The organism is Devosia sp., from assembly GCF_036563435.1.
GTDB lineage: Bacteria > Pseudomonadota > Alphaproteobacteria > Rhizobiales > Devosiaceae > Devosia.
Window position 1 is genome coordinate 206,891 of the sequence record NZ_DATCMJ010000018.1, and the last position, 23,744, is coordinate 230,634.

At 60.6% G+C, this 23,744-nt stretch carries 16 protein-coding genes and 1 tRNA gene; 9 read left to right on the forward strand and 8 right to left on the reverse strand.

Translation table 11 applies throughout. From position 1 onward, the window contains the following. Positions 1 to 54: 54 nt before the first annotated feature. Complete coding sequence (locus tag VIL88_RS13530; RefSeq protein WP_331989695.1) at positions 55 to 1,134, reverse strand: COX15/CtaA family protein; 1,080 nt, start codon at positions 1,132 to 1,134, stop codon at positions 55 to 57. Between the two features lie 78 nt (positions 1,135 to 1,212). Between VIL88_RS13530 and VIL88_RS13535 the strand changes: the two genes are divergently transcribed. Beyond that, entirely contained in the window at positions 1,213 to 1,419 is a 207-nt protein-coding gene (locus VIL88_RS13535; protein ID WP_331989697.1) for a DUF2842 domain-containing protein, read from the forward strand. Here VIL88_RS13535 and VIL88_RS13540 read toward each other — a convergent pair whose 3' ends face one another. Further along, on the reverse strand, positions 1,420 to 2,430 hold the full coding sequence (locus tag VIL88_RS13540; protein ID WP_331989699.1) for a polysaccharide deacetylase family protein: 1,011 nt from the start codon (positions 2,428 to 2,430) through the stop codon (positions 1,420 to 1,422). It lies immediately after the preceding gene. Positions 2,431 to 2,459: 29 nt separating this feature from the next. Further along, entirely contained in the window at positions 2,460 to 4,679 is a 2,220-nt protein-coding gene (locus VIL88_RS13545) for a GumC family protein (RefSeq protein WP_331989701.1), read from the reverse strand. A 149-nt stretch (positions 4,680 to 4,828) separates the two neighbouring features. On the opposite strand from VIL88_RS13545, the gene VIL88_RS13550 reads away from it, so the two are divergent. From VIL88_RS13550 to VIL88_RS13570, 5 genes are all read left to right on the forward strand, one after another. Continuing rightward, positions 4,829 to 5,380, forward strand: a complete 552-nt coding sequence (locus VIL88_RS13550; protein WP_331989703.1) for a polysaccharide biosynthesis/export family protein — start codon at positions 4,829 to 4,831, stop codon at positions 5,378 to 5,380. Positions 5,381 to 5,399: 19 nt separating this feature from the next. Next, entirely contained in the window at positions 5,400 to 6,515 is a 1,116-nt protein-coding gene (locus tag VIL88_RS13555) for a glycosyltransferase (RefSeq protein ID WP_331989705.1), read from the forward strand. Between the two features lie 72 nt (positions 6,516 to 6,587). Further along, positions 6,588 to 8,108 carry an undecaprenyl-phosphate glucose phosphotransferase gene (locus tag VIL88_RS13560; RefSeq protein ID WP_331989707.1) on the forward strand — a complete coding sequence of 507 codons (1,521 nt, stop codon included), beginning with the start codon at positions 6,588 to 6,590 and terminating at the stop codon, positions 8,106 to 8,108. After that, on the forward strand, positions 8,105 to 9,556 hold the full coding sequence (locus VIL88_RS13565; protein ID WP_331989709.1) for a hypothetical protein: 1,452 nt from the start codon (positions 8,105 to 8,107) through the stop codon (positions 9,554 to 9,556). The genes VIL88_RS13560 and VIL88_RS13565 overlap by 4 nt, the downstream gene beginning before the upstream one ends. Then, positions 9,553 to 10,821, forward strand: coding sequence for an O-antigen ligase family protein (locus VIL88_RS13570; protein WP_331989711.1), 1,269 nt, complete (start codon positions 9,553 to 9,555; stop codon positions 10,819 to 10,821). The genes VIL88_RS13565 and VIL88_RS13570 overlap by 4 nt, the downstream gene beginning before the upstream one ends. Positions 10,822 to 10,840: 19 nt before the next feature. Here the strand turns inward: VIL88_RS13570 and VIL88_RS13575 are convergent, their stop codons facing one another. From VIL88_RS13575 to VIL88_RS13595, 5 genes are all read right to left on the reverse strand, one after another. Next, positions 10,841 to 11,809, reverse strand: a complete 969-nt coding sequence (locus VIL88_RS13575) for a phosphotransferase enzyme family protein (protein ID WP_331989713.1) — start codon at positions 11,807 to 11,809, stop codon at positions 10,841 to 10,843. 62 nt (positions 11,810 to 11,871) lie between these two features. Continuing rightward, a tRNA-Pro gene (locus tag VIL88_RS13580) sits at positions 11,872 to 11,948 on the reverse strand. 2,233 nt (positions 11,949 to 14,181) lie between these two features. After that, positions 14,182 to 14,409 (reverse strand): hypothetical protein, encoded by a 228-nt coding sequence (locus tag VIL88_RS13585; protein WP_331989715.1) that lies wholly within the window; start codon positions 14,407 to 14,409, stop codon positions 14,182 to 14,184. Between the two features lie 12 nt (positions 14,410 to 14,421). Further along, the gene (locus tag VIL88_RS13590) at positions 14,422 to 15,720 is read right to left on the reverse strand and encodes an HlyD family type I secretion periplasmic adaptor subunit (protein WP_331989717.1); all 1,299 of its coding nucleotides are present in this window, start codon (positions 15,718 to 15,720) and stop codon (positions 14,422 to 14,424) included. After that, entirely contained in the window at positions 15,713 to 17,473 is a 1,761-nt protein-coding gene (locus VIL88_RS13595) for a type I secretion system permease/ATPase (RefSeq protein ID WP_331989719.1), read from the reverse strand. The genes VIL88_RS13590 and VIL88_RS13595 overlap by 8 nt, the downstream gene beginning before the upstream one ends. A gap of 356 nt (positions 17,474 to 17,829) precedes the next feature. Between VIL88_RS13595 and VIL88_RS13600 the strand changes: the two genes are divergently transcribed. The 3 genes from VIL88_RS13600 (at position 17,830) to VIL88_RS13610 (ending at position 23,696) form a co-directional block, all read left to right on the forward strand. Further along, positions 17,830 to 19,899, forward strand: coding sequence for an FG-GAP-like repeat-containing protein (locus VIL88_RS13600; protein ID WP_331989721.1), 2,070 nt, complete (start codon positions 17,830 to 17,832; stop codon positions 19,897 to 19,899). Positions 19,900 to 20,509: 610 nt separating this feature from the next. After that, the gene (locus VIL88_RS13605) at positions 20,510 to 22,378 is read left to right on the forward strand and encodes a nucleoside-diphosphate sugar epimerase/dehydratase (RefSeq protein WP_331989723.1); all 1,869 of its coding nucleotides are present in this window, start codon (positions 20,510 to 20,512) and stop codon (positions 22,376 to 22,378) included. A gap of 31 nt (positions 22,379 to 22,409) precedes the next feature. Then, the gene (locus VIL88_RS13610) at positions 22,410 to 23,696 is read left to right on the forward strand and encodes a hybrid nucleoside-diphosphate sugar epimerase/sugar transferase (RefSeq protein WP_331989725.1); all 1,287 of its coding nucleotides are present in this window, start codon (positions 22,410 to 22,412) and stop codon (positions 23,694 to 23,696) included. Positions 23,697 to 23,744: the final 48 nt, after the last annotated feature.

Genomic DNA, 23,744 nt, shown 5'->3' on the forward strand with positions numbered 1-23,744 from the left:
TTACAACCGCCGTCAAGAGGATTGATTTTACCCAATAAAATCAATGTCTTACAATTACGGTATTATATTACCGCAACTGGCACGCCGCAGGTCCGCGATGTAAGCCATGGCCGTCCCCGCAAGGATGAAGGCCGTGGCCTGATGCGCTACCGCCAGGTCAATTGGCACCGACATCAGCAACGTGGTGATGCCCAGCACCACCTGCGCCAGCACCAGGAGCCCCAGTCGCGGCAGCCACTTGTGCACGCCGGAGAAGCCGCCTCGCCGGCTTTGCCGCCAGATCAGCACCCCGATATAGATCACGATCAAATAGGCGATGCTGCGATGGACGAACTGCACCGTCAGGTTATTCTCGAACAGGTTTCGCCAGAAAGGCTCCATGATACCCATGCCATTGGGGATCAGCGCCCCATCCATCAGTGGCCAGGTGTTGTAGCCCATCCCCGCATCGAGCCCGGCGACAAAGCCCCCCGCGCCGATCTGCAGGATGACCAGCAACAGCAGCCCCGTTGCGGCGGCAATGTTACCGGTGGTGACGAGCCCGGCCACCCTGCCCGGCTCCAGCGAACGCGGAACATAGATCAGCGCAATAAACAGCAGCGAGGCGGCGGTCAGGTGCGCCGCCAGCCTATACTGCGAGACCGAGGTCAGTTCAGTCAGACCCGAGGACACCATCCACCAGCCCAAGAGCCCCTGGAAGCCGCCAAGCAGGAAAAGGCCGAACAGCGGCCATGCAAGTTGGGCGCTGAACCGCCGCTGCACAAGGAAGACCACGAACGGCACAGCAAACAGGAGGCCGAGCACCCGCCCCAGCAGCCGATGCAGGTATTCCCAGAAGAAGATGTACTTGAAATCCTCAAGCGACATCCAGCTATTGTTGACCGTGTATTGCGGGATCTGCTTGTAGGCCTCGAACTCGGCTTGCCAATCGGCATCCGTCAACGGAGGGATCGTGCCCGTGATCGGCTTCCAGCTGGTGATCGACAGCCCGGATTCAGTCAGCCGGGTGATGCCGCCGACCACCACCATCAGCAGCACGAACGCCGCAAGCCCATAGAGCCAGATGCGCACCGGACGCAGCCGGTCGGCGGCATAGCGCGTTTCACTCAGTGCGGCATTATGGGCGGTGGTCACGGCAGTTTCCCGGTGTCGGTCATCGGGCGGGAGTGGTATTCCCCATGTTCCGTCCCCGCAATAGCCGCGTTGCCGCAGATGAAACAGCGTACTCGCAAAGCCTATGGCGTGTTCCTGATCCTGGGCTCCATCGTGGCTTGGCTCAGCATCGCCACCTCGATCTACCTGGCTTTTCCGCCCAACCTGCCGATCTGGATCCTGATGCCCTATTTCATCGTCGCGGGCATGGGCTGGCTATTCCCCGCCATGTGGATCATTCGCTGGATGGCCCGGCCGGACCGCTGATCAGCCGGTCAGCCGGCCCATGGCCGAAAAGATTGCGCCCGTCGCAAAAACATCGACATAGCGGGGCGACTGAAAGTAGCCGTTGAGCGACACACGCGGCAGCGCATGAGGCGTTTGCGCATGGCGCGCATAGAGCCCACCGGGCCGCGTGGTCACCGCGCTGCGGAACCCCAATTCCCGCGCCAGGCCGAATTCCCGTTGCCCTGCCGAAAGCGGCCCACCCAGGGGGTAGGAGAAGTGTGCCGGCCTCGTGCCGAACTGCGCCATCAAGATGTCGGCTGACTGCGCCATCTCGTTGCGCGCCTGTTCCAGCGGCAGTTTCGCCAGCTCGTAGTGGTGCACCGTATGTGCACCGATTGTGCACAAAGGCTCACCCGCAAACAGGCGCAACTGCTGCCAATCCATGATCAGTTCGCGACACTGCCGCTCGAGATCATAGCCATAGGATGCAGCAAAGCTGCGCATCAACTGCACCCGCTCCGTCTCGGGCATCTTGCGCATCTGCCAGTAGAGGGCGTTGAACGCCTCACGCTTCTGCGCGGTGGTGATGGTGTCGACATAGTCGATCTCCCCATCCACGGTCACCGCGATCGCCTCCTGACGCGCTAGGATGTCCTCAATCGCCTGCCACCAGAGCTCCCCCACCCCATCCACCAGCGCCGTCGGCACATAGAGGACAAACGGTGCCTCCTGCCGCTGCAGGATCGGCAGGGCATAGGTGAGATTATCCTTGTAGCCATCGTCAAAGGTCAGGACGATGAACTTCCGCCGCGGCACCGGCGCAGCGAGACGCTCCAGCGCCTCGTCGAGGGAAACGATATCGAGCCCTAGATCCCGCACCCGCTCGATTACATATTCGAGGAAATCGGGCCGCACCTGCAGAATGGCGTTGGGCGAGAACGCCGCGGGCGGCTCCGGCAGGATCCGATGCAGCGTGAAGATCACGCCACGTGAGTGTGACAGGGTGCGCACCAGATGCGGCAGGCGCGACAACCACAGGGCCTCAAACATGGCCCTGATGGCTGTGTATTTGAGAGCCATCAAGCGGCAGCCCGGGTAGGCAGTGCCATAACGTCACAGCGTTCGAACCCGGCGGAGGCGAGCAGCTGCCGTGTGCCGGCAACGGCATCGAGGTCATCCTCGGGACCGGCCACCAGCACCAGCCGGCCCTCAAGGCCCTCAAAGAACGGCAGGCTCGACGATATACCGACTGGGCCGGTCATGAGCACGACCACTTCGTAGATGTCGCCCAGGGCTTCAACCAGCGTCATGGGCTTGCTGGAGCTGCGCGCAATGGCGCGGCCCGTGCCCCAATACACTTCGGCAAAGCTGTTGTCGGCCGACTTGTTGACCACGTCGCCGAAGCTGGCGCTGCCGGCGCTGAGGTCGGTCAGGCCTGCATCGGTGCTCGGGCGGCCGCTGCCAGCATCCACAAGCGCAACGCTCAGGCCACGCGAGATCGCGTCCGCCACCAGCTCTTCGGCCAGCGCCGCCGCGGCATCGTTGGAGCCATGCGCCGCCAGCATCACCAGATGCGTGCGGCCCAGCACCAGGTCCGAGGCGAGGTCGGAGAACTTGAGGAGACCGGCCACAGGACGAGCGGCAACAACTGGCGCAGCAGCTCCAATGGTCGCCGGCCTCGCAAGCCAGGCCGCATCTTCGGGATCCAGCCCCTCGGCCACAGTCTCGTCCTCGACCGCATCTCCTGCCGCGACGTTGACGACGACCGGCTGTTCCGGCTGCACTACGGCGACGTCCGCCTCCTGGCGCGCCTCATAAGCCCACATGGCCTCCTCGGCGGCTTCTTCAGCCACAAAGGGTACCTGCTCGAGTTCATCCTGAGGACGTTCCTCGTCCCGAGCCGGCAGCAGCGCGCGGCCCGACATCAGTTCGCCGAACACAACAAGCCCGATCTGGGTCGCCAGCGCCACCACACCGACGGCAATCAGCACCAGTTGCACCTGGGGAGAGGCCGGGGTGACCGAGGGCGCTGCCACGGTGACCACGCGAACATCGGGCAGCGCGGAATTGGAGTCGGTACGCGAAGCGGCCTCGCTGTAGCGCAGGAGATAGCTTTCCAGGAGGTCGCGCTGCGCCTTGGCCTCGCGCTCCAGCGCATCGAGCGTCACGGTATCCTGCGTGACCGTCGACGAAGACGACTTGGCGCGGGTGAGATCAGCCCGCAGCGATTCTTCAAGATTGGCCTCGACCTGAGCCTCGGCATCCAGCGCCGCAGCAACGCGCCGGCCTTCGATGTTGATCTGGTTATCCAGTTCCGCGATCTGGGCATTCAGCGCCTGGATCGTCGGGTGATTGCTCAGCAAGGTAGCGGAACGCTGCGCCTTTTCACCCTGCAGGCGTCCCTTTTCCTGGCTCAGCTGCTGGATCACCGTGGAATTGGTCACGCCAGCCATGCCGTCGATGGCCTGCCCCTTGTCGATCATGCTGCGGATAAGCGCAGCACGCGACTCGGCCGAGTTCTTGCGTTCCTGTGCAGCAGTTATCTGCGACGCGATGGTCGAAACCTGCTGGTCGGCAAGGCTGGTATTGTTGCTGCCGATAAAGAGGTCGTTTTCGACCTTGAAGTTGGCGACAGCGGTTTCCGCCTCCGTCACCGACACACGCAGCTTGGCGATCTCGTCGCGCAGCCAGCCCGAGGCTTCGGCGGTGTCGGAGAGCGACAGCTCGGTGCGTCGGTTCACATGGGCATTGGCAATGGCATTGGCAATCCTGGCCGCCAATTCAGGATCGGTGGAACGCACGCGGATGGAGATGATGCGCGAATCGCGCTCCTGCACCACGTTTAGCCGATCATAGAGGCTATCGAGCACATTCTCGTCGACGCTGACTGGTGTTGCCGCCCGGCCCAGGAGGCGCGTGACGATGGACATGGGCGCGAAGCCGCCGCCATCGCCACGGTTGAACTCAGGCACCGAACGAAGATCGAGTTGGTCGATGACTTTGAGCAGCGTGTCGCGAGACTTGATCAGCTCAATCTGGCTCGACACCACGCCCGCATCATTGCCGCTGATTGTCGGCGCCTGCTCGTTGGCCGCGCGGGTATAGATATTGCTGCGTGGCTCCACCAGGATCGAGGACGAGGACTCATAAAGCCGCGGCTGGAACAGGAGGAAGATAAAGGCCAACGCCAGCAGCGCCAGGGTCACCAGCAGGATGCGCGGCAGCCGCCGCAGCACTGCACCAAACAGCGCAGCCACGTCGATCCGTGCATCACGTACGGCCTGGGACTCATAGGTCATGATCATTCCTCGCAGTATGAGGAATTTATCGCCCAATCGTAGTAATCAATCGGTTAAGGGCTTTGCAGATCGCAGCAAGCCTGTGCCGGACTAAGCAAAATCTTAACCATGAGGCGCGAGATTGGGGCGAACTCACCGCCGGGATCATCATGCGCTGGTTGCCAATTCTTGCCGTATCGCTGCTACCACTTCTGACAGCCTGTGCCTCGACACGTCCAGCGACCTACCTGGTCGAGACCAAGGGGCCCTACCAGCTTGATACCGGAGATACGGTCCGCGTCAGCGTCTATGGGGACGCCGAACTCAGCAAGACCTATAAGATCGACGACAGCGGCGCGATCGCCTTTCCCTTGGTCGGCCCGGTTCAGGTGCGCGGAACGACGACCAACACTGCTGCGAGCCGGCTGGCCGCAGCCCTTGCCAATGGCTATATGCGTAACCCCGACGTTGCGGTTGAAGTGGCCGAATACCGTCCCTTCTTTATCCAGGGGGAAGTCGAGAATGCTGGACAGTTTCAGTATGTCTATGGCATGACCGTGCGCTCTGCCATCAGCACCTCCGGCGGCTTCACCGAAACCGCAGATCGTGATCGCGCCATCGTCTATCGCCGCCAGGGCAACGAAATGGTCAAGGGTACCGTCGATCTCGACTTCCCACTTTATCCTGGCGACACGGTGGTGATCCTCGAACGCTGGTTCTAAGGTGGACTCCACGCGCCGCTTGCGCATTTTGCAGGTCATGCGGGCGCCTGTTGGCGGCCTCTTCCGTCACGTTGCGGACCTGACGCGCGAACTCAGCAAGCGCGGGCACTGCGTCGGTCTCGTGGTGGATAGTCTCGCGGGAGACGCACAGACCCAAGTGCGGCTGGCAGAGCTGGAGTCCCATGCCACCCTTGGCATTCACCGGATGCCCATGCCCCGCCTGCTGGGCAGCGGCGACCTTGCGACGCCCTTTGCCATCGCAAGCCTCGGGCGCAAGCTCAGCGTCGACGTCATGCACGGACACGGCGCCAAGGGAGGCTTCTATGCCCGCCTGGCACGGTTCGGTGGCGGCAAGGCCGTTGCGGTCTATACGCCCCATGGCGGCGTGCTGCACTTTTCCAAAACCTCGCCATCTGGCCGCATTTTCCACCGACTGGAGCGAACGCTTGTCCGGCAAACCGGCGCTATCATCTTCGAAAGCGCCTATGCCCAGGTGACCTATTCGACGCTGATCACCCGCCCAGACTGCCCCACCGAAGTCATCTACAACGGCTTGGCGCCCGAAGAATTCGATCCCGTACAGCAACACCCCGACGCCGCCGATTTCGCCTTTGTCGGCGAGTTGCGCGCGCTCAAGGGCATCCACGTTCTGGTCGACGCGCTCAAGGATGTCAGGCGCCCCGATGGGGCGCCAGCGACACTGGCCATGGCCGGTGATGGTCCAAGCCGAACCGAACTCGAAGCACAGATCACGCGGCTGGGCCTGGCCGATCGGATCACGCTGCTCGGCAGCCTTCCCGCACGCACGGCCTTCGCCACCGGCCGCATCGCGGTCGTGCCATCGCTGGCAGAGTCCCTGCCCTATGTCGTGATGGAAGCCGCCGCCGCGCAGCTTCCCGTCATTGCGACAAATGTTGGCGGAATCCCTGAAATCTTCGCCGACACGCAAGACAGCCTTGTCCCGCCCGACGATGTTCCAGCCCTGCAGAACGCCATGCAAAAAGCGTTGACCGATCCCAAACCCATGCAGCATGAAATGCAGCGCCGCCTCGCGCGGATAGCGGATCAGTTCTCGGTCACCGCCATGGCCAACCGGATCGAGGCGCTCTACCACGCGTTATTGGCTAGAGCTTAACGCTGCAACTTCACTGAACATAAACCCCTTGGCCGCAACAATAAGGCACTGAGTTCCTTTGCGGTAAGTCCCATGTATCGAGTTGACCCCAAGCAGGCGGTGCTGGACCACGTGTCCAAGCAGACCGCCATTGGCGAAACCGAGCAGCCGCTCTCCCCCGCCGCCGAGGCGATCATCGCCGCTCCGCTCGAGCGCAGCATGTCGGGTGCCGTCGTCTCAGGCGTTACGCAATTGGTCGAGGCAGCGCTGCTGGCCGTGCTAGGCTATGGCATCTACGAGATGTATGTCACGGTCGACCAGCCCGCCTTCTATGTGCCGGTCATCCTGGGCGCGTGCTTTTTGGCTAACGTGCTGTTCAACGCCGCACGGGCGCATCGCATTGCCGCCTATCGCACCACCTTCTCCCAGCTCAGCCGCGTGCTGCTCGGCTGGTCCGTAGTCGTGACACTGCTGGCCGTGGGCATCTTCCTGTTCAAGGCTGGCGACTATTTCTCGCGGGTTTGGCTGGTCAGCTGGTTCCTGGGCGGCGCCGCCTTGCTTGTCGCCTACCGCATCGGTCTTCGTGCCCTCGTCATGCGCTGGACTACTCAAGGTCGCCTCCGGCGCCGGACCGTTATCGTGGGCGGCGGCAAGGATGCCGAAGACCTGATCGACAAGATTCGCGGCAGCGCCAGCAATGACATCCTGCTGCTCGGCCTCTTCGATGATCGGTTCGACGACCGCTCCCCCGAGCTCGTGGGCGGTTATCCGAAACTGGGCAAGGTGGCGGACCTGATCAAGTTCGCCCGCCGCACCGCGGTCGATTTGGTGATCGTCTCCATGCCGCTCTCAGCCGAGCGCCGGGTGCTCGACATGCTGACCCAGCTCTGGGTGCTGCCGGTCGACATCCGGCTCTCGGCTCATATGAGCAAACTCAAATTCACCGACCGGGCCTATTCCTATGTCGGTGACATCGCCGTCTTCGACATGGCGGACCGCCCGATCTCGGACTGGAACCTGGTTTTCAAGTGGGTGTTCGACAAGGTCGTCGCCCTTGTGGCGCTGATCCTCCTGTCGCCGATCATGATCGCCACCGCGATCGCCATCAAGCTCGAGAGCCGCGGCCCGGTGTTCTTCATGCAGAACCGGCACGGCTTCAACAACGAGCTGATCAAGATCTACAAGTTTCGCTCCATGCGGACAGACATGCTCGACCAGAGCGCAGCCAAGCTCGTGACCAAGGACGATCCGCGCGTGACCAAGGTTGGGCGCTTCATCCGCAAGACGTCGATCGACGAGTTGCCGCAGCTCTTCAATGTTCTCAAGGGCGAACTCTCCATCGTCGGCCCCCGTCCCCACGCCATGCAGGCCAAGGCCGACAACAAGCTCTACTACGAGGCCGTGGAAGGCTATTTTGCCCGCCACCGCGTCAAGCCCGGCATGACCGGCTGGGCCCAGATCAACGGCTGGCGCGGCGAGACCGACACGATAGACAAGATCATGAACCGCGTGAATCACGATCTCTACTATATCGAGCACTGGTCGATCTGGTTCGACGTCTACATCCTCTTCATGACCCCCATTCGCCTGCTCGACTCCGAGAACGCGTATTGAGCATGGGCAAGGCTGCTCCCTATGCTGCCTTGGCCTTCATGGCGCTGGTTTGCGCTGCGCCGGCTGCCGCGCAGCAAGCGGAAAAGTTCTGCATCGAGTGTCTTCAGATCCGGGTCGGCACGCCTCATGTGGTGCGCGGCCCCTTCCCCGACGAGCTTGATTCCGCCTTCACCGCCCTGCGACTTCCCGATGGCCGCATGCGGGGCTTCACTGCCAACGGCTCCACCTATGCCGTGGACGGCGCCAATCTTCTGGACATGGCGGGATCTCGCCAAGAAGTGCTGCAGGCCGGCCCACCGGGCAGCGTCAACGATTGCGGGCGCTGGCTCACTTCCGTTGCCCGCACCGGCGATACCCTGCTCGGCTTCGTCCATCAGGAGCGCGCCTGCGACTACGAGCAGGATCGCACCGAAAAATCCATGGCCATCGCCACCTCCGCTGACGACGGCATCACCTGGACGGACCTCGGCACCGTGATCAGCGGCCGCGATCTCGCCCGACCCACAGGCTTCACTGGCGAAGGCGACTGCTCCTTGGTCAACCCGATAGACGGCTACTTCTACGCCTATTGCCTGCGCAACTCGGACTGGCAGACCATTGTCGCCCGTGCGCCTGTCGATGATCCGACCGAGTGGCGCAAGTTCTTCAACGACAGCTGGAGCGAGCATGGCCTCGGCGGTGAAGCAACCGCGATCGGCTTTCTCGGTACCGGTGCCGGCTACATCCGCGACTTTGCCCAGGTCGCCACCGTCACCACCGACCAGTGGTTTGGCGGCATCAGGCTGTCGCTGTCGGCTGACAAGGTCACGTTCCAGGACCTCGTCTCGCCCCTCATCCTCATAGACGGCGCCGAGTGGGAACGCCCCGCCGACACGGATCTCCTGGCCTACGCCACCATCCTCAACCCCGAGTACGGCAGCAACACCGTCGGCCAGCGTTTCCTCCTCGCTTATATCCTGGTGCCAGCCGGCGAGGGTTTCGAAAGCCGCCACCTTGTTTTGCGGGAGGTCTCGCTAACTCTGGGCGACGAGTCCCAGCCGGAACAGGTCGGCCTTGCCCTGACGCGCTGGCAAGACCCAGAGAGCGGCCGCTTCATCACCTCCACTTCTGCCCTGACCGGCGACCGCCGCCTCTACCAAGAAGACGCCGTCGTCGCCCATGTGCTGACGCGGGCTCCTGTCGGCATCGAAAGCGTCAAGCTGGCCGAATGCGGCAGCGACCGGCCCGGGCACCTCGATCACCTGCTGGCCGAAGACGGCACCTGTGAAAGCGAAGGCTTCGAGCGTGAACGCACCGCTGGCTGGCTCTACGCCACCGGGCAACCCGGCACCTTTCCCGTCTATCGCTGCATGGATGATGCCACCCGGAGCCATTTCGCTTCTGCCGCACCTGATTGCGAGGGACTTGGACGCATGGAATTCGTGCTGGGCTACGGGCTGGAGCCATGACGATGCCTGCCAATACCCACGTGCCCTCACGCACCCCGGGGGTCAGCCTCGACGGTCTCCGCTTCGCCGTGTTCTCGACCCGCAACATGGTGTTCTGGATCGCCGTCCTCGCGATGAACTTCACGCTCATGCGGCCGTCCCCGGTCGACATGCTCTATATCGCCGCCTTCCTCATCACCCTTGGCTATCTGACGCTCTTCCCCCGTTTCGAGGTGACGCGGCGCGTCCTCTACTTCTCCTTGCTGCTCTTTTGCTGGGCCATCGCCTATTTCCTCGCCTCCATGCCCCATCTTGGTGAAGGCCTCGTCGGCTTCGAGCTGATCGCGAAGACCTTTGCCATCTCGATCGGCCTGTTTGGCGCCTTCGTCTCGATGAGCTGGAACCGGCGCAATTTCGAGCGCTTCATGCGCGTCTATATCTTCTCCTGCGTCACCGCTTCCCTGCTCGGCACAATCGGCTTTCTGACGCAGATGGAGCTGCTAACCTGGGATGGCCGTGCCAAGGGACTGATCGACGACCCCAACATGTATGGCTCGTTCCTGATCCCGGCTGCAGTTTTTTGCGCCTATTTCCTGTCCCGCGGCCAGGGCAGCAAGGTCCTGCTCAGTGGCGCGCTGGCCATTGTGCTTTTGGGGATTCTCCTATCCTTCTCCCGCATCGCCGTCGTCGCTTCGTTGTTCTGCTTTTTCGCCTATATCTTCTTCCATAATCGCGGGCGCCCGCAGCGGCTGGTGCTGATCATCGCAGGGCTTGTCGTCACCGCTATTCTCCTTTTCATCTTCGCCAGCGTGACTTCGGCTGAGTTCACCGCCAAGCTCATGGACCGCCTGACCTTCGCCAAATCCTATGATCTCGGCGAAGAGGGTCGCTATCGGCGCTACCTACTTGTACTACCGATGATCCTGCAGAACCCGATCGGGCTTGGCGTGCTGCAATTGGAGAAGATCTTCCCCGAACCCATTCACAACATCTGGCTCAGCTCCTTCGTCAATTATGGCTGGGTCGGGGGCATCAGCTATGTGACGCTGGCAGTGGGCAGCGTGGTCGTGTCGCTGCGCAACTACCGGCAGACCGGCAATGAGATCGCCATTGCCCTACTGATCTCGCTGGTGGGCATCATCTTCTGCTCGACCCTGCATGAGGGCGAACACTGGCGCCATTCCTGGCTGTTCTACGGCCTAGTATGGGGACTGAACGCGTCCCTGATGGTTACGTCCAATAGGGCCACGCCCAAGTCTGCAAAATTGCGCTCCATACGCAAATAGCGGCGAAACCTTCAGTCCGTTACGGCCAGAGCGGCCCGGCTAGGTAACGCTCCGCCAGTGCCGCCGTGCCCTCGGCAAAGCCCGGCGCGTGGTGCTGCGCCAACCTGGTTTCGCCATGCGAGCCGATCCAGGCCAACAGCGCCATGCGCCGGAGCATGACCATGGTGTCGGTGATATAGATATCCTCTTGGCTGAGGCTCCGCATGGTTTGGTATCCGCCGAACCATGCGTCCCGAAGCTGGGGAATCGCCGCATGAGTTTCATGGAAGGAGATCGCCGCGGCGAAGTCATAGGAAAACCAGCAAAAGCCGCAGTCGTCGAAATCCAGGAGATAGCTGCGCTCCCCGTCCAGCAGCACATTGCCCAGCCGCATGTCGGCATGGATGAGCCCGAAGCGCCCCGGCGCCGTTCCATAGTCCGCCAACCGCGTCCGCAGGGTCTGGTCCAGCCGATCGAGCACGAGGCGTCTTTCTTCGTCTACGTTCGGCGCCCGGCGCCAGTCGCCCCAAAGCCCATCCGGGTCCAGGATGGTCGAGGCCTCCCAAACCTGGCGTTTGAAACCAACTGGCCGCTTCCACCCGGCCACATGTTCATGCATTGTCGCTGCATAGGCACCGAGCGTCTGAAACAGCGAACTGAGGTCATCTTCGAGCGTTGGCTCGACGCCCGGTAAGCGGCGGAACAAAACAGCCAGCCGCTCGCCCTTGCCGCTTGCAAAGCCCTGCAACAGGCGCCCGTCGCGTCCTGCAACGGGCTCGGGAACCGGCAGCGCGGTGTCGCGGCGCAATGCGGTGAGCCACGCCAGTTCGCTCTCGATCGAGGGCCGCGACTGGTAGCCGCTGCGATGGACCCGCAGCACGAACTCGCCGCTCGACGCTTCGAGAAGAAAAGTCTGGTTTTCGGAATGGTTGATGAGCCGGGCCGACGCCCCGGCAAGGTCGTCCCAGAGCGCAATGGCTGGCACCAGTTCCGCGGCAGTAATCGGCATGGAAAAGCTCTGTACCGGCAACAATATGCCGCAACGCGTGACCCGAAGCCAAAAAGGGCGAATGGTCGGAGCGGCCGGATTTGAACCGACGACCCTTTGTCCCCCAGACAAATGCGCTACCAGGCTGCGCTACGCCCCGACTGCGCGGAGACATAGAGAAGCAGGGGTTTTCGCGCAACCCTCTATTTGCACTGGATGTGGACAAAACTGAAATCTGAGCCCGGGCCGGTAAGGAACGTCCTGAACGAGGTGCCACACGCCTGTTGAATTAGCCCCTGGCGGTAGAGGTGGTGTCACTCGACATCCGATACCAGCCGTTACCGATCATTTGGAGGGATACCGGCCATCGGCAGTGGGCACCTTGTTGAGGAAGCGTGCTTCATGCCCATTGTCGTCAGATCTGGAGAAAAAGTTACCGGCACGTCACCGGTGTATTTTTTCGATGTATACCCCACTGCCCTGCCCTTGCCCCGCTGAAGGTGACAGCCGGTGCCGGCCGGTTTGTGCGAGGTGACAGAACCACCGATACCGGAGAAATTGAGCGAGTGTGGTAAAGGTGGAAGTGCAAGCCGCGGCTCTAACAGCAGCCTAGGGAGTTCCGCCCTTCCGCTTTCGATTCACCGAGGCGGGGCGCGCCCGGGACCCGGCCCGTCGACAGGTCCCGATGCCCGGTGGCGAAAAGCCGATCAGCCACGGGCCAGCTTCCAGGCGCAAGGAGCGTCAGGTGATCAGCGACGGCTTCCAAGAAGCGCTATCGCCTCACGGTTAGCCTAGCTTCTGGCCTTATCTCAGTGCGCAAAGACCAAACAACTAAGCCGCACGGGGCGGCAGGTGTCTACCAAGACACCTGCCTCAGTAGAAGGGCCACAGAGTGGCCCCCGAACCGAGCTACTTGTTAGCTTTATTGTGGTTGTTGGTGCCCTGGCCCCCGGCCCCATGCGACTGGTTATTCTGCGACCCATTCCCAGGATTGGTGCCATCGCCCAGCCCCGAGTGACTGTGGCCGGAGGCTGAGGCGGAGCCGCCACTCTGAGTGCTACCGCTACTCTGGCCTGGATTGTTCGTTCCTGTGGCGCCGGCGCCCTGTGAGTTATTGTTTCCCGAGCCATTGCCTGGATTGGTGCCATCACTGTGACCCGAGCGGCTTTTGCCCTGCCCACCTGCATTCGATCCATTACCTTGGCCAGGCCGCACCACAACACCAGCGTTTCCATTGCCGTTGGTAATCCCAGCATTATTACCGCCACTGCCGGCACCACCACCTACAGTGCTGCCGTTGTTGACCTGGCCACCGGCTTGAGCCCCCGCACCAACGTTGCCAGGTGTAGGCGCGCCGGCGCTGTTCAGCACAGGTGTCGCCCCGGCTGCTGATCCGGCAGCCGCCGCGCCAGTGCCGCCACCGATGGAGCCCGTCGTTGTCACATCAACGCCGTTGCCGTTGTCGGAGATAAGCTCACAGCGCTGAGTGAAGTAGGCGTCGCCTTTGGATCGCTGATATGTGGCAGAGAGCACAATGCCGACTTCGGCATACCATGGCTCTTCTTCGGTAACATAGCAGCATGGCGGAGCTGTGCCGGTGACTTCGGTTATAGAGTCGCCACGGAGCGCCGACCGACAGGTTAAGGCTACCGAGCCCTTAGAGACAGACGTGGAAGATTGGCCGAAGCTGACAGACGGCGCGGCCATGAAGGAGCTCAAAGCTCCCAGGAGCATCAAAGTTCGCATTTTCAATTCCCTCGTGGCCCCACGCGGGAATAAGAACTTCTTAGTTGATCCGTTGTTGCTTTGTTAACCTTATAGCCAGGGTAGATTCATTGTGACGGAACGAAGAAGCTGGATCCTCATCGCAGAGCACTGCGCTCTCAGAGACGGACCCTTTTCTGTGCTCGACTCAACTCCCGACCTCGGATTGGGCTACAACCGACCGAAGTCATGGGCGCGTCGCAACGGCGATGAGTTGGTTTTAGCCGCCGCCAAACACGGCGAACGACCCGTACTGTTATCGCACATTTGACTGGATCTTTTCGGTCCCAGATTGATCTACTTTCGATCATCGCTCGGGAAAGCGGCGGTATACAGACTGAGTGACGCTACACCGATACTCACGCTCAATAGGCAGTGACGAGTGTGCTGTTGGGCGAAGTTCAATCAACGCCGACAGGTGTCCTGATGAACCTGGGAACTAGATTCGCTTTGGGCGCCACTGGTCGCCTGGAGGAAGACCGAGCGGTACTTGAGCTTTGCTTGTTACGGGCACGGTGAAGCAACCAACTGCAGCATCCTGGCTTCCACAAATGAGCGGCGTCGCCCGTTCATGGAGGCGAGGCTTGGTTGAATGACGCGCAGCTTCCATCGCGCGAATGGTCCAGACCTCAACCGCCCGACACAGATGGCGGCAGGGGTGCGGAGTGACGCGGCTGTTGCTCCGGCACCATGCGGAACTTGATCGGCAGTGTTGACCAATCGAACGGCACCTCCAACGGAACAATGCATGGAGTCAGCATGCGCTGCTCGTCTGCATTGACCACTTCGAAGACATAGCCGGGCCTCTCGAGCGCCTTGCAGTCTTGCCAGTGGGTGAAGTCGATCCACTCAATCATGCTCTCTTTCTCCTACTCGCTGCGGAACGACCGCATGACTTGGTCTGCAATGGGCTTGATCAGATAGCTCAGAGCCGTGCGCTCGCCTGTCCGGATGAACGCTTCCACTGGCATGCCTGACGTAAGCCCTAAATGAGGTAGCCGACTGAGTTCTTCTTCATCCACTGCGATGCGCGCTGTGTAGTAACTGACGCCCATCTGCTGATCCCGCGTGAGGTCTGGGGATAGTCGTGTAACGCTGCCTTGCAGCTCCGGCGTGGTCCGAAGATTGAAGGCGGAGAAGCGAAGCAGAACTTCCTGGCCGATATACACCTGGTCGATGTCCTGCGGGACAATGCGAACCTCAACAGTTAAGGCGTCAGTGACGGGAACGATCCGCATCAGCGTCTCGCCGGCGCCGAGCACTCCACCAACCGTGTGGATGGCGACTTCATGCACCTGCCCGCCTTGCGGCGCACGGATGGTGGACTTTGTCAGCTCGTTCTCGCCTGCCACCCGGCGTTCCCGCAGTTCCGCCATGCTCGCCTCGACGCTGCTCAATTCCTGCGCCGCCTCCCCAAGGAAGGTTTGTTCTAGCTGGGTAATCTGCAGCTCGATTTCTGCAACGCGCCCCCGCGCCTGCGCCGCTGCGGCCATCAACTGCCCGAGTTGCCCCTCGGTACGCGCCAGCTCTCGGTCGATGCTGCCTACCCGCTCCGCGGACACTAATTTTTGCTCCAGCAAAGACCGTGTATTGCCCAGATCTGCAACAAGAAGCGCCTGTTCGCGCTCCTTGGCCTCTATCTGCGTTTCGATGCCGGCAATTTCCTCCCGCAGTTGCTGAATGCGCTCCCGCAGCTGCCCCTGCTGGCTCGAGAGCGCGCTCCTGCGTATCTCGAAGAGGCGAGCCTCGGCGGCGAGCAGGTCCGCTATATCCGGTTCCCCTTTGCGTGCGGCAAGGTCGGAAGGAAACTCCACCTCCTCGCGACCGGTGAGTTCGGCTTCGAGCCGAGCTCCTCGCGCCTCGAGCTGCTCGAGGCTTTGAACCACAATTTCAAGGCTCGCCCGAATGGCTGTGTCATCGAGACGCGCAAGCACATCGCCTGCCGCAACCATGTCGCCGTCTTCAACCGAGAGCTCAACGACCACACCACCCGTAGGGTGCTGCACTAGCTTGACGCTGCTCTCAGCAACCAGTTGACCCGGGGCGATGACTGCTCCAGCAAGCTCTGTAGTCGCAGCCCAGCCGCCCATCCCGACGACAAGGAGCAAGCCAGCAGCACCCCCGACGAGCAGGTGCCTGCGGATGGAGCGGGAGGCGGTGTTACGCATTGCCGGCATTATCAACCCGCCACAATGTGCCGGCCTGAACACCAATGCTGTTTGCAGGCGCGTTTCCGGAAAGCTTATTGAGGATAGCGTCCCGGGGGCCAAAGGCCCGCGCAGCTCCCTCATGCATCAGCAGCACGAGGTTGACCGCTGCCAATGCGCTTGGCCGGTGTGCCGCCACCACAACAATACCACCCCGCTGCCGAACCCCGGTTAGGGCCTTGGCCAACGCGTTTTCTCCCTCTTGGTCAAGGTTGGAATTCGGCTCATCCAGGACAACAACGAAAGGGTCGCCGAAGAGAGCGCGTGCCAGGGCCACCCGCTGCCTCTGCCCGGCGGACAGCGCGCTGCCGTCCTCGCCGATATCGGTCTCATAACCATTGGGCAGACCAAGGATCATCTCATGCACGCCAGCTGCCTTGGCCGCTGCGATCACTGCCGCATCGTCCACATGCGGCGCGAAGCGGGCGATGTTCTGCGCGACCGTCCCGCTAAACAATTCGATGGTCTGTGGAAGATAACCGATATGCTTCCCCAGTTCGTCCTGCCCCCATTGCTCCAAGGTTGCACCATCGAGCCGCACCGTCCCGCGTGCCGTCTGCCAGGCGCCAACCAATGCCCGAGCAAAGGACGATTTTCCTGAGGCGCTTGCACCGATGACCCCCAGCCCGTCGCCTGCAGTGAGCGCAAAGCTCAAATCACGCACCAACACTCGCCCTCCGCCGGGAGGGAACACACTCACGTTTTCGACCCTGAGGCTCTCTCGTGGCGCAGGCAGTTCAAGTCGCTCCGGGTGGGTTGGCAGGAGCGCGAAGCCTTCCTTTAGTCGTCGCCACGCCTGCCGTGCGGCAAGGAAGCCCTGCCAATTGCCAACGACTAATTCGACTGGCGCTAGCGCGCGAGCTGCGAGGATGGAGGCAGCTATTATCAGTCCTCCAGTTGCCTCCTGGCTGATCACTAGGAAAGCACCCACTCCCAGAACCGCAGACTGGATGAGCATGCGCAGTACTTTGGATAAGGCGCCGAGGCCTCCCGTGACATCTGCAACGTGCTGCATTTGAGTCACAAAGTCCTCATTGGTGCTGCCCCAGGCCTTCTGCATGTGGCTCGAGAGCCCCATCGACGCCAACACGTCGGCGTTACGCCTCGCAGAGTCCGAAACAAGCTGCCGTTTTCCAGCGACCTGCTGTGCCCTCCGGCTCGAACGGCGCGCCAACACTTCGGTAAGAATAGCAATGCCGATCAGCAGCGCAGCGCCCACAGTAGCTGTCCAGCCAATCCACGGGTGGATGAAGAAGCAGATTAAAAGGAAAAACGGCATCCAGGGCAGATCAAAGAACGCGGCTGGCCCCATGCCGGAGAGAAAGCCGCGGATCTGGTCCACGCTTCGCAATGGCTGCACCGCTTCCGCACGCGGACCGTCCACCAGCGGCAACCGCACCAACACCTCAAACGCGCTACCCGCCAGCTGCGCATCCAAGGCAGCGCCAATGCGCACCAGCACTCGGCTACGGATGAAGTCAAACAGGCCGAGAAACGCGTAGAGCATCGCCACCAATATCGCGAGCCCGATGAGCGTTGGCACACTTTGACTGGGTATCACCCGGTCATAAATTTCCAGCATGAAAAAGGAGCCGGTAAGATAGAGCACGTTGATGAGCGCAGAGACCAGCGCCACGCCAATTAGCGCCCCTCGAGAGTCTCTCACTGTCCGACCGATTAGCCCGGCGGTCGCTCCCTCGCCAATTCGACGCATTTCGCTCCTTTTGCACCCGCGGAATCTTCGTCAATCAACCGCGCCACGTGCTCTCGCACGCCGTATTACATCAATGCGGGCCGCAGGGTTCGCTGCACTTGCTACACAATGCCGAGAACGCTCACTTGGCTCACGAACTTCAGCGGGCTGTTCCCGCCTGCGCCAGAAACCTTTGCTAGATCGACTGAGGAGGGTTGCGTTCCCGTCAGCAGCCACTTCCGTACTGCTGACGGTTAATTGATCCGCCTCCAACCTAAATTCGCACTATTCGAGCCGCAATGGCGAAATGCCAGCGCCTGAAGTGACTTCTTGTTTAGAGATCGGGCGCAGGAATAGCCTATCCAAAGGAGAGTCTCGTGGCTGCTGTCGCCTCTGTAACCCCATCGTCGAACGTTTACGTCAACGCTTTGCTCGGCGGGTACAAGTGGGCGTCGGGAAGCCTGACCTACAGCTTTCCTGCCTCGTACAGCTATTACGAAAGCAGCTATGGTTCGAACGAGCCGTCGCGCAACTTCGAAGCGCTGAACACTACGCAGCAGGGTGTTGTTCGAGCCGCCTTTGCTAATTTTGCCGCTGTCGCCAATGTAACCTTTAGCGAGCTTACCGGCGCAAGCGCCGCCAACGCCACCCTTCGACTGGCCATGTCTGATGCGCCCAGCACTGCCTGGGCATATATGCCCAGCACTGGGGCCGCGGGGGGTGACAGCTGGTACAACAACGCCAGCGGCGTCTATGACAACCCAAAGAAGGGAAACTACGCCTACGCCACCTTCCTTCACGAAATTGGTCACGCGCTCGGCCTAGAGCACCCGCACGAGAACGCTATGCCCACATCGGGCGACGGTATGGAATTCACGGTTATGAGCTACCGCGCCTATGAAGGCGCACCGCTCACCGGTTACACCAACGAGAGCTGGGGCTTTGCCCAGTCGCTCATGATGTACGACATAGCCGCAATGCAGCACCTATACGGGGCGAATTTTACAACGAACAGCGGCAACACCACGTATTCCTGGAGCCCGACAACAGGCCAGGCATTTATCAACGGCGTAGCTCAGTCTGCACCGGGCGCCAACCGCGTATTGCAGACGGTTTGGGACGGCGGCGGCAATGACACTTACGATTTTTCAAACTACGCTACGAACCTCGACGTCGATCTCCGTCCAGGACAGTGGATTACCACCTCTAGCGCTCAGCTTGCACGCCTTCATTACCATGGCAGCCAAATTGCCGAAGGTAACATTGCTAACGCGTTGCAGTATAGTGGGGATGTGAGGTCGTTAATTGAGAATGCTGTTGGTGGCGGCGGGAATGACACAATTATCGGCAATGCGGCGGATAATAGATTACGCGGCGGAGGTGGCGATGACGTTCTTGACGGAGGCGATGGCAAAGACACAGCCGTCTTTATTGGTTTGTTCGCACAGTATCAGCAGGCGTTCCATGCCGACGGCAGTGTCACGTTATGGGACACCCGGCCCGGCGCGCCCGACGGCAAAGACACGCTGCGCAACATAGAGTATCTGTCATTTTCCGACTCTACTGTCTCACTGACCCCTTTCTCCGGAGCGGGGTCTTGGACAGGAGCAGGATATGGGCCGGGCGGATGGCACATTGGCGATTTCAACGGAGACGGCGCAACCGACATCTTCAGATATGCTCCAGGAAGATCTGGCGCCGACATGTTCCAGTCGGACGGTGGTAAGTTCAACCACGCAGGCTCTTGGACAGGGGCAGAATGGGGGGACATGGGTTGGGAAATTGGTGATTTCAACGGTGACGGTAGAGACGACATCTTCCGTTATGTGGAAGGCACATCAGGAGCAGACGTGTTCCTGTCGGACGGAAGCTCTTTTTACCATTCCGGCTCTTGGACGGGAGCAGGTCACGGGCTATTCGGTTGGAGCGTGGGAGACTTCGACGGAAATGGACAAGATGACATCTTCCGATATCTTCCAGGATCATCAGGCGCCGACGTGTTCCTATCCAACGGAAGCTCCTTCTATCATTCAGGATCTTGGACCGGAGCAGGCACTGGATCGCTGGGATGGGAGATCGGAGACTTCAACGGTGATGGACGAGACGACATCATGCGCTCCATCGAGGGGCGTTCGAACGCTGAGGTCTTTCTGTCTATGGGTAATGCCTTTGTGTTTGACGGGAGTTGGTCAGACGGTATCTCCACCCTCAGCAATAGATCTCTTGGGGATTTCAATGGCGACGGAAGAGTCGACCTTTTGCAAGGACGGGAAGATGGGAGTGGATCTGATATTCTGTTTTCTGACGGCAACCGTTTTTGGGCTGGGGGTTTTCACAGTCATAGTGGCTCCACAACGTGGAGCGTTGGCGATTTTGACGGAAGTGGAACGGACGATATCTTTCGTTACGTTCCGGGATATTCCGGCGCTGACGTATGGCTGGCGTAAGCCAAGGCTTGTCCCTTTACCTATTTAATTTATTTTCTGTCTGATATGCGCCTTCCCACTCCCCGGTTAGCAGCGATCTTGAGGATGCACCCGAGTAGACTGAAGTTCAGCGTACATCACGAAGACTCCTCCGGGCGGTAGGCAAAATTCCTCGCCAGCCGCAGCATTCCAGTTTTAGTTAACCACGCCCCGGCTTAGTCTGCTTCCTGAGGTCAGCTCATGTGTTGGGCGGTTCCATCCTAGCTGCGGAACCTGTCAACCCATCGAGACTGAACCAGCTGCCGTCATTCCTGCTGCGCGCGAAGCAGCGGTCGTGGAGGGTTGAGGAGTTGAGCGGCGCCACAGTCATTGCTATCAATTCCCCGCTAGGAACGAGGCTTTACAACTAAGCGAACTCCTTCATGGACGAAGAGCCAGCGCGCTTATTCGAACAGATAGATTAGGCAGAGATGTGCCTCGTCAGACAACGGCTATGGTAGGGAACAGTTAACTCACTTTCCCGTGGCATCTCCCAAGTCTGCGTGATAGACGGCACTCGGACCAAGCGGCGAGCAACACGCTTCTTTGCCAAAGAATTTCCCGACTCGTGTGTAGTTTTGGACATCTAGATATGATCGAACGCATTCGTGCTCGTGTATTGGCCCTTCCACGCCGTGGAAAGCAGGCCGTTCTTGTTACGTTTGATTTCATTGCACTGTCGTTCGCATTGTGGGCTAGCTTCTGCCTGCGCTATGACAGGTGGTATGCGCCAGCGACTCTTGATGAGTGGGCTATTATTCTGTCAGCTTCTGTCGTGGCGGTCCCGATATTCATCCGGCTCGGCCTTTACCGGGCAATTGTGAGATACCTGCCCGAACGTGCCATGTGGACCATGCTGCAGGCCATGTTGGCGGCCACGACGGCATGGGTCGTGCTGATCTTTCTTTCGGAAATGGCTGGACGGGGTGTAGTCCCGAGGTCCATCCCCATCATCTATTTCGGCATCGGTACCTTCATCGTCGCCGGCAGTCGCTTCGTTGCCAAGTGGATATTCCTCAGTCAGGGTGACCGCGAGAGCGCCAGCCGTGAGGCGATAGTAATTTATGGCGCCGGCAGCGTTGGCATTCAGCTGGCGCAGTCTCTGCGCGAGACACATAAGGTTGCTGCCTTCATCGATGACAATCCTCTGCTGCATCGCAGAGAGGTGGGCGGCATCCGCGTTTATGGTCCTGAGAAGCTTGAAGAGCTCATCAATGAATATGAGGTCAGCGACGTCATACTTTCCATCCCGTCGCTCACCCCACAAAGGCGAAAGGAGATCGTTGCGTCAGTCAGTCTCCACGGCCTCAAGATCCTGTCTCTGCCTTCTATTGCAGACTTGATGACGGGAAAATACCTAGTCAGCCAAGTGAAGGAAATCGAAGTCGGCGAGCTACTGGGGCGCTCCTCCGTCCCCCCCGATCCAGAGCTAATCCGCGGAATGATCGTCGACAGGACGATTATGGTGACAGGCGCCGGCGGTTCAATAGGATCCGAACTGTGCCGCAAGATCGCGCTTTGGCGACCGCAGAAACTTGTGCTTTTCGAAGCCAATGAATTTGCGCTCTACCAGATCGAGCGCGAACTCGCTGAGATCTCGGGTGTGGTAATCGTGCCTGTGCTCGGCTCAGTCGTTGATGCTCCTCTAGTCGAGCGAACGATGTCGCAGCATCACATCCAGGTCGTATTCCATGCAGCTGCGCACAAGCATGTTCCGTTAGTTGAAGCCAACGTGCTGGAAGGCACGAAGAATAATGTGTTCGGCACCAGAACTGTCGCGACAGCAGCGTTCAACAACGGCGTTGAACATTTCGTCCTGATATCCACCGATAAAGCTGTCCGTCCAACAAACGTGATGGGTGCCACTAAGCGCTGGGCAGAACTGATCGTGGCGGAAGTCGCTGCCCGTGCTGAAGTGGCTGGTACCGGCCAACGCTTCAGCGCGGTTCGTTTCGGCAATGTGCTAGGCTCCAATGGATCAGTGGTACCGCTTTTCAAAAAACAAATCGCTAAGGGCGGACCCGTGACGCTCACCGATGCCGCCATGACCCGCTATTTCATGTCCATTCAAGAAGCTGCAGAACTGATCGTGCAGGCCGGCGCCCTTTCCGAGGGTGGGGACGTATTCCTGCTCGACATGGGAGAGCCCATGCTGATCTCCGAACTGGCGGAAAACATGGTTCGCCTGGCCGGCCTGACCATTCGCAGCGAGCACAACCCGCACGGCGACATCGAAATCGTCATGACCGGCAAGCGTCCTGGCGAGAAGCTCTACGAAGAGCTCTTCTATGACGCTGCTTCCGCGCAGATGACCGCCCACGCCAAGATCATGCGCGCCGCAACGCGGGCGCAGCGCGTGGACATCGCGTCCGCTCTCGGCGAGATCAGCCAGGCCATCGAAGCCAACGACGAGGCAGCGGTACGCCGGCTGCTTTTTGATGTCGTAAATGCAAGCGCATAGTTGTGGCATACGCCGTACGACCCTATAGGCAATGCACATCCTCGGGCAGAAACAGCGATTGCTGCCCCGCACGGCGGAAAGGAAGAACACAAACGTGACTGCTGCCAGCTTTGTCATCGCCGGTGCAAGCGGAACGGTTGGTCGTCAAATTGTCCCGGCCCTGCTGGCTGCAGGCGCGCGTCTGATGCTGGTCGGCCGCGACCGCCAACGCCTTCGGGAATTGTTCCCCCAGTGCGACTGCACCGACTATGCAGGTCTCGCCGAGGCTTCCCGGGGCTTTGACACGCTGGTCTTTCTAGCGACCATCAACAACGACCAGGTTGCGAGCGAGGAACTGTTTCACTCGGTGAACGTCGACCTCGCGCTTGCGACGCGGAAGCAGGCTCAGCTGGCCGGCATTCGAAAGTTCATCTACTTCTCGTCGACGCACGCTCTCGACGATGCCAATGCCTCGGCCTATGCGCGAAGCAAACGCGCGGCGGCCACCGCATTGCGTCAGGACGCCGGCATGAACACGCAGGTCATTTACCTGCCTGCCGTGGTGGGCGAGATGACCTCGGGTCGGCTCGGAGCGCTTAATGTCCTGCCCCGGCCGTTAGCATCCCTGGCGCTCTCTGCACTGCAATCACTCAAACCTACGGTGCACATCTCCCTCATCGTCGACGCCCTGCTCAGCCTGCCATCCGGCGAGCTCAAGGCGGAAGATCCCTTGATCGTTTCCAACGGCCAGCGAAACAACGCGGTCTTCGCTTTCGTGAAACGCAGCCTGGATCTCGCATGTGCGGTCGCGATCGTGGTCCTTCTCGGATGGGCCATGGTCATCGTCTGGATCGCGGTCCAGCTGCAGTCGCCGGGTCCGGGCATATTCGCGCAGACAAGGGTGGGCCGCGAGGGTCGCGAGTTCACGTGCTACAAGTTCCGCACGATGTATGTCTCCGCACCCAACGTGGCGACCCACGAGGCGCCGGCCGCCTCCGTGACCCCGCTGGGTACTTTTTTGCGCCGCACCAAGCTCGATGAGCTTCCGCAGGTGTTCAATATATTCGCCAATCAAATGAGCCTCGTTGGCCCGCGACCCTGCCTGCCATCGCAGACGGCGCTGATCGCCGAACGGCAAGACCGCGGTGTGCTGACGATCAAACCGGGGATCACCGGGATGGCGCAGGTAAACGACATCGACATGAGCGATCCCGTCCGCCTCGCGCGCTGGGATCAACGCTATCTGAAACTCCGGTCCCTCCTGCTCGATCTCAAGCTCATCATCCAGACCGGGCTGGGCAAGGGGCGGAGCGACAAAATCCGCCAAACGGCCGGCTAGCCGATCGGGCGCCGGACCAAATCACGTTTCACCGACGACGAAGTGGCA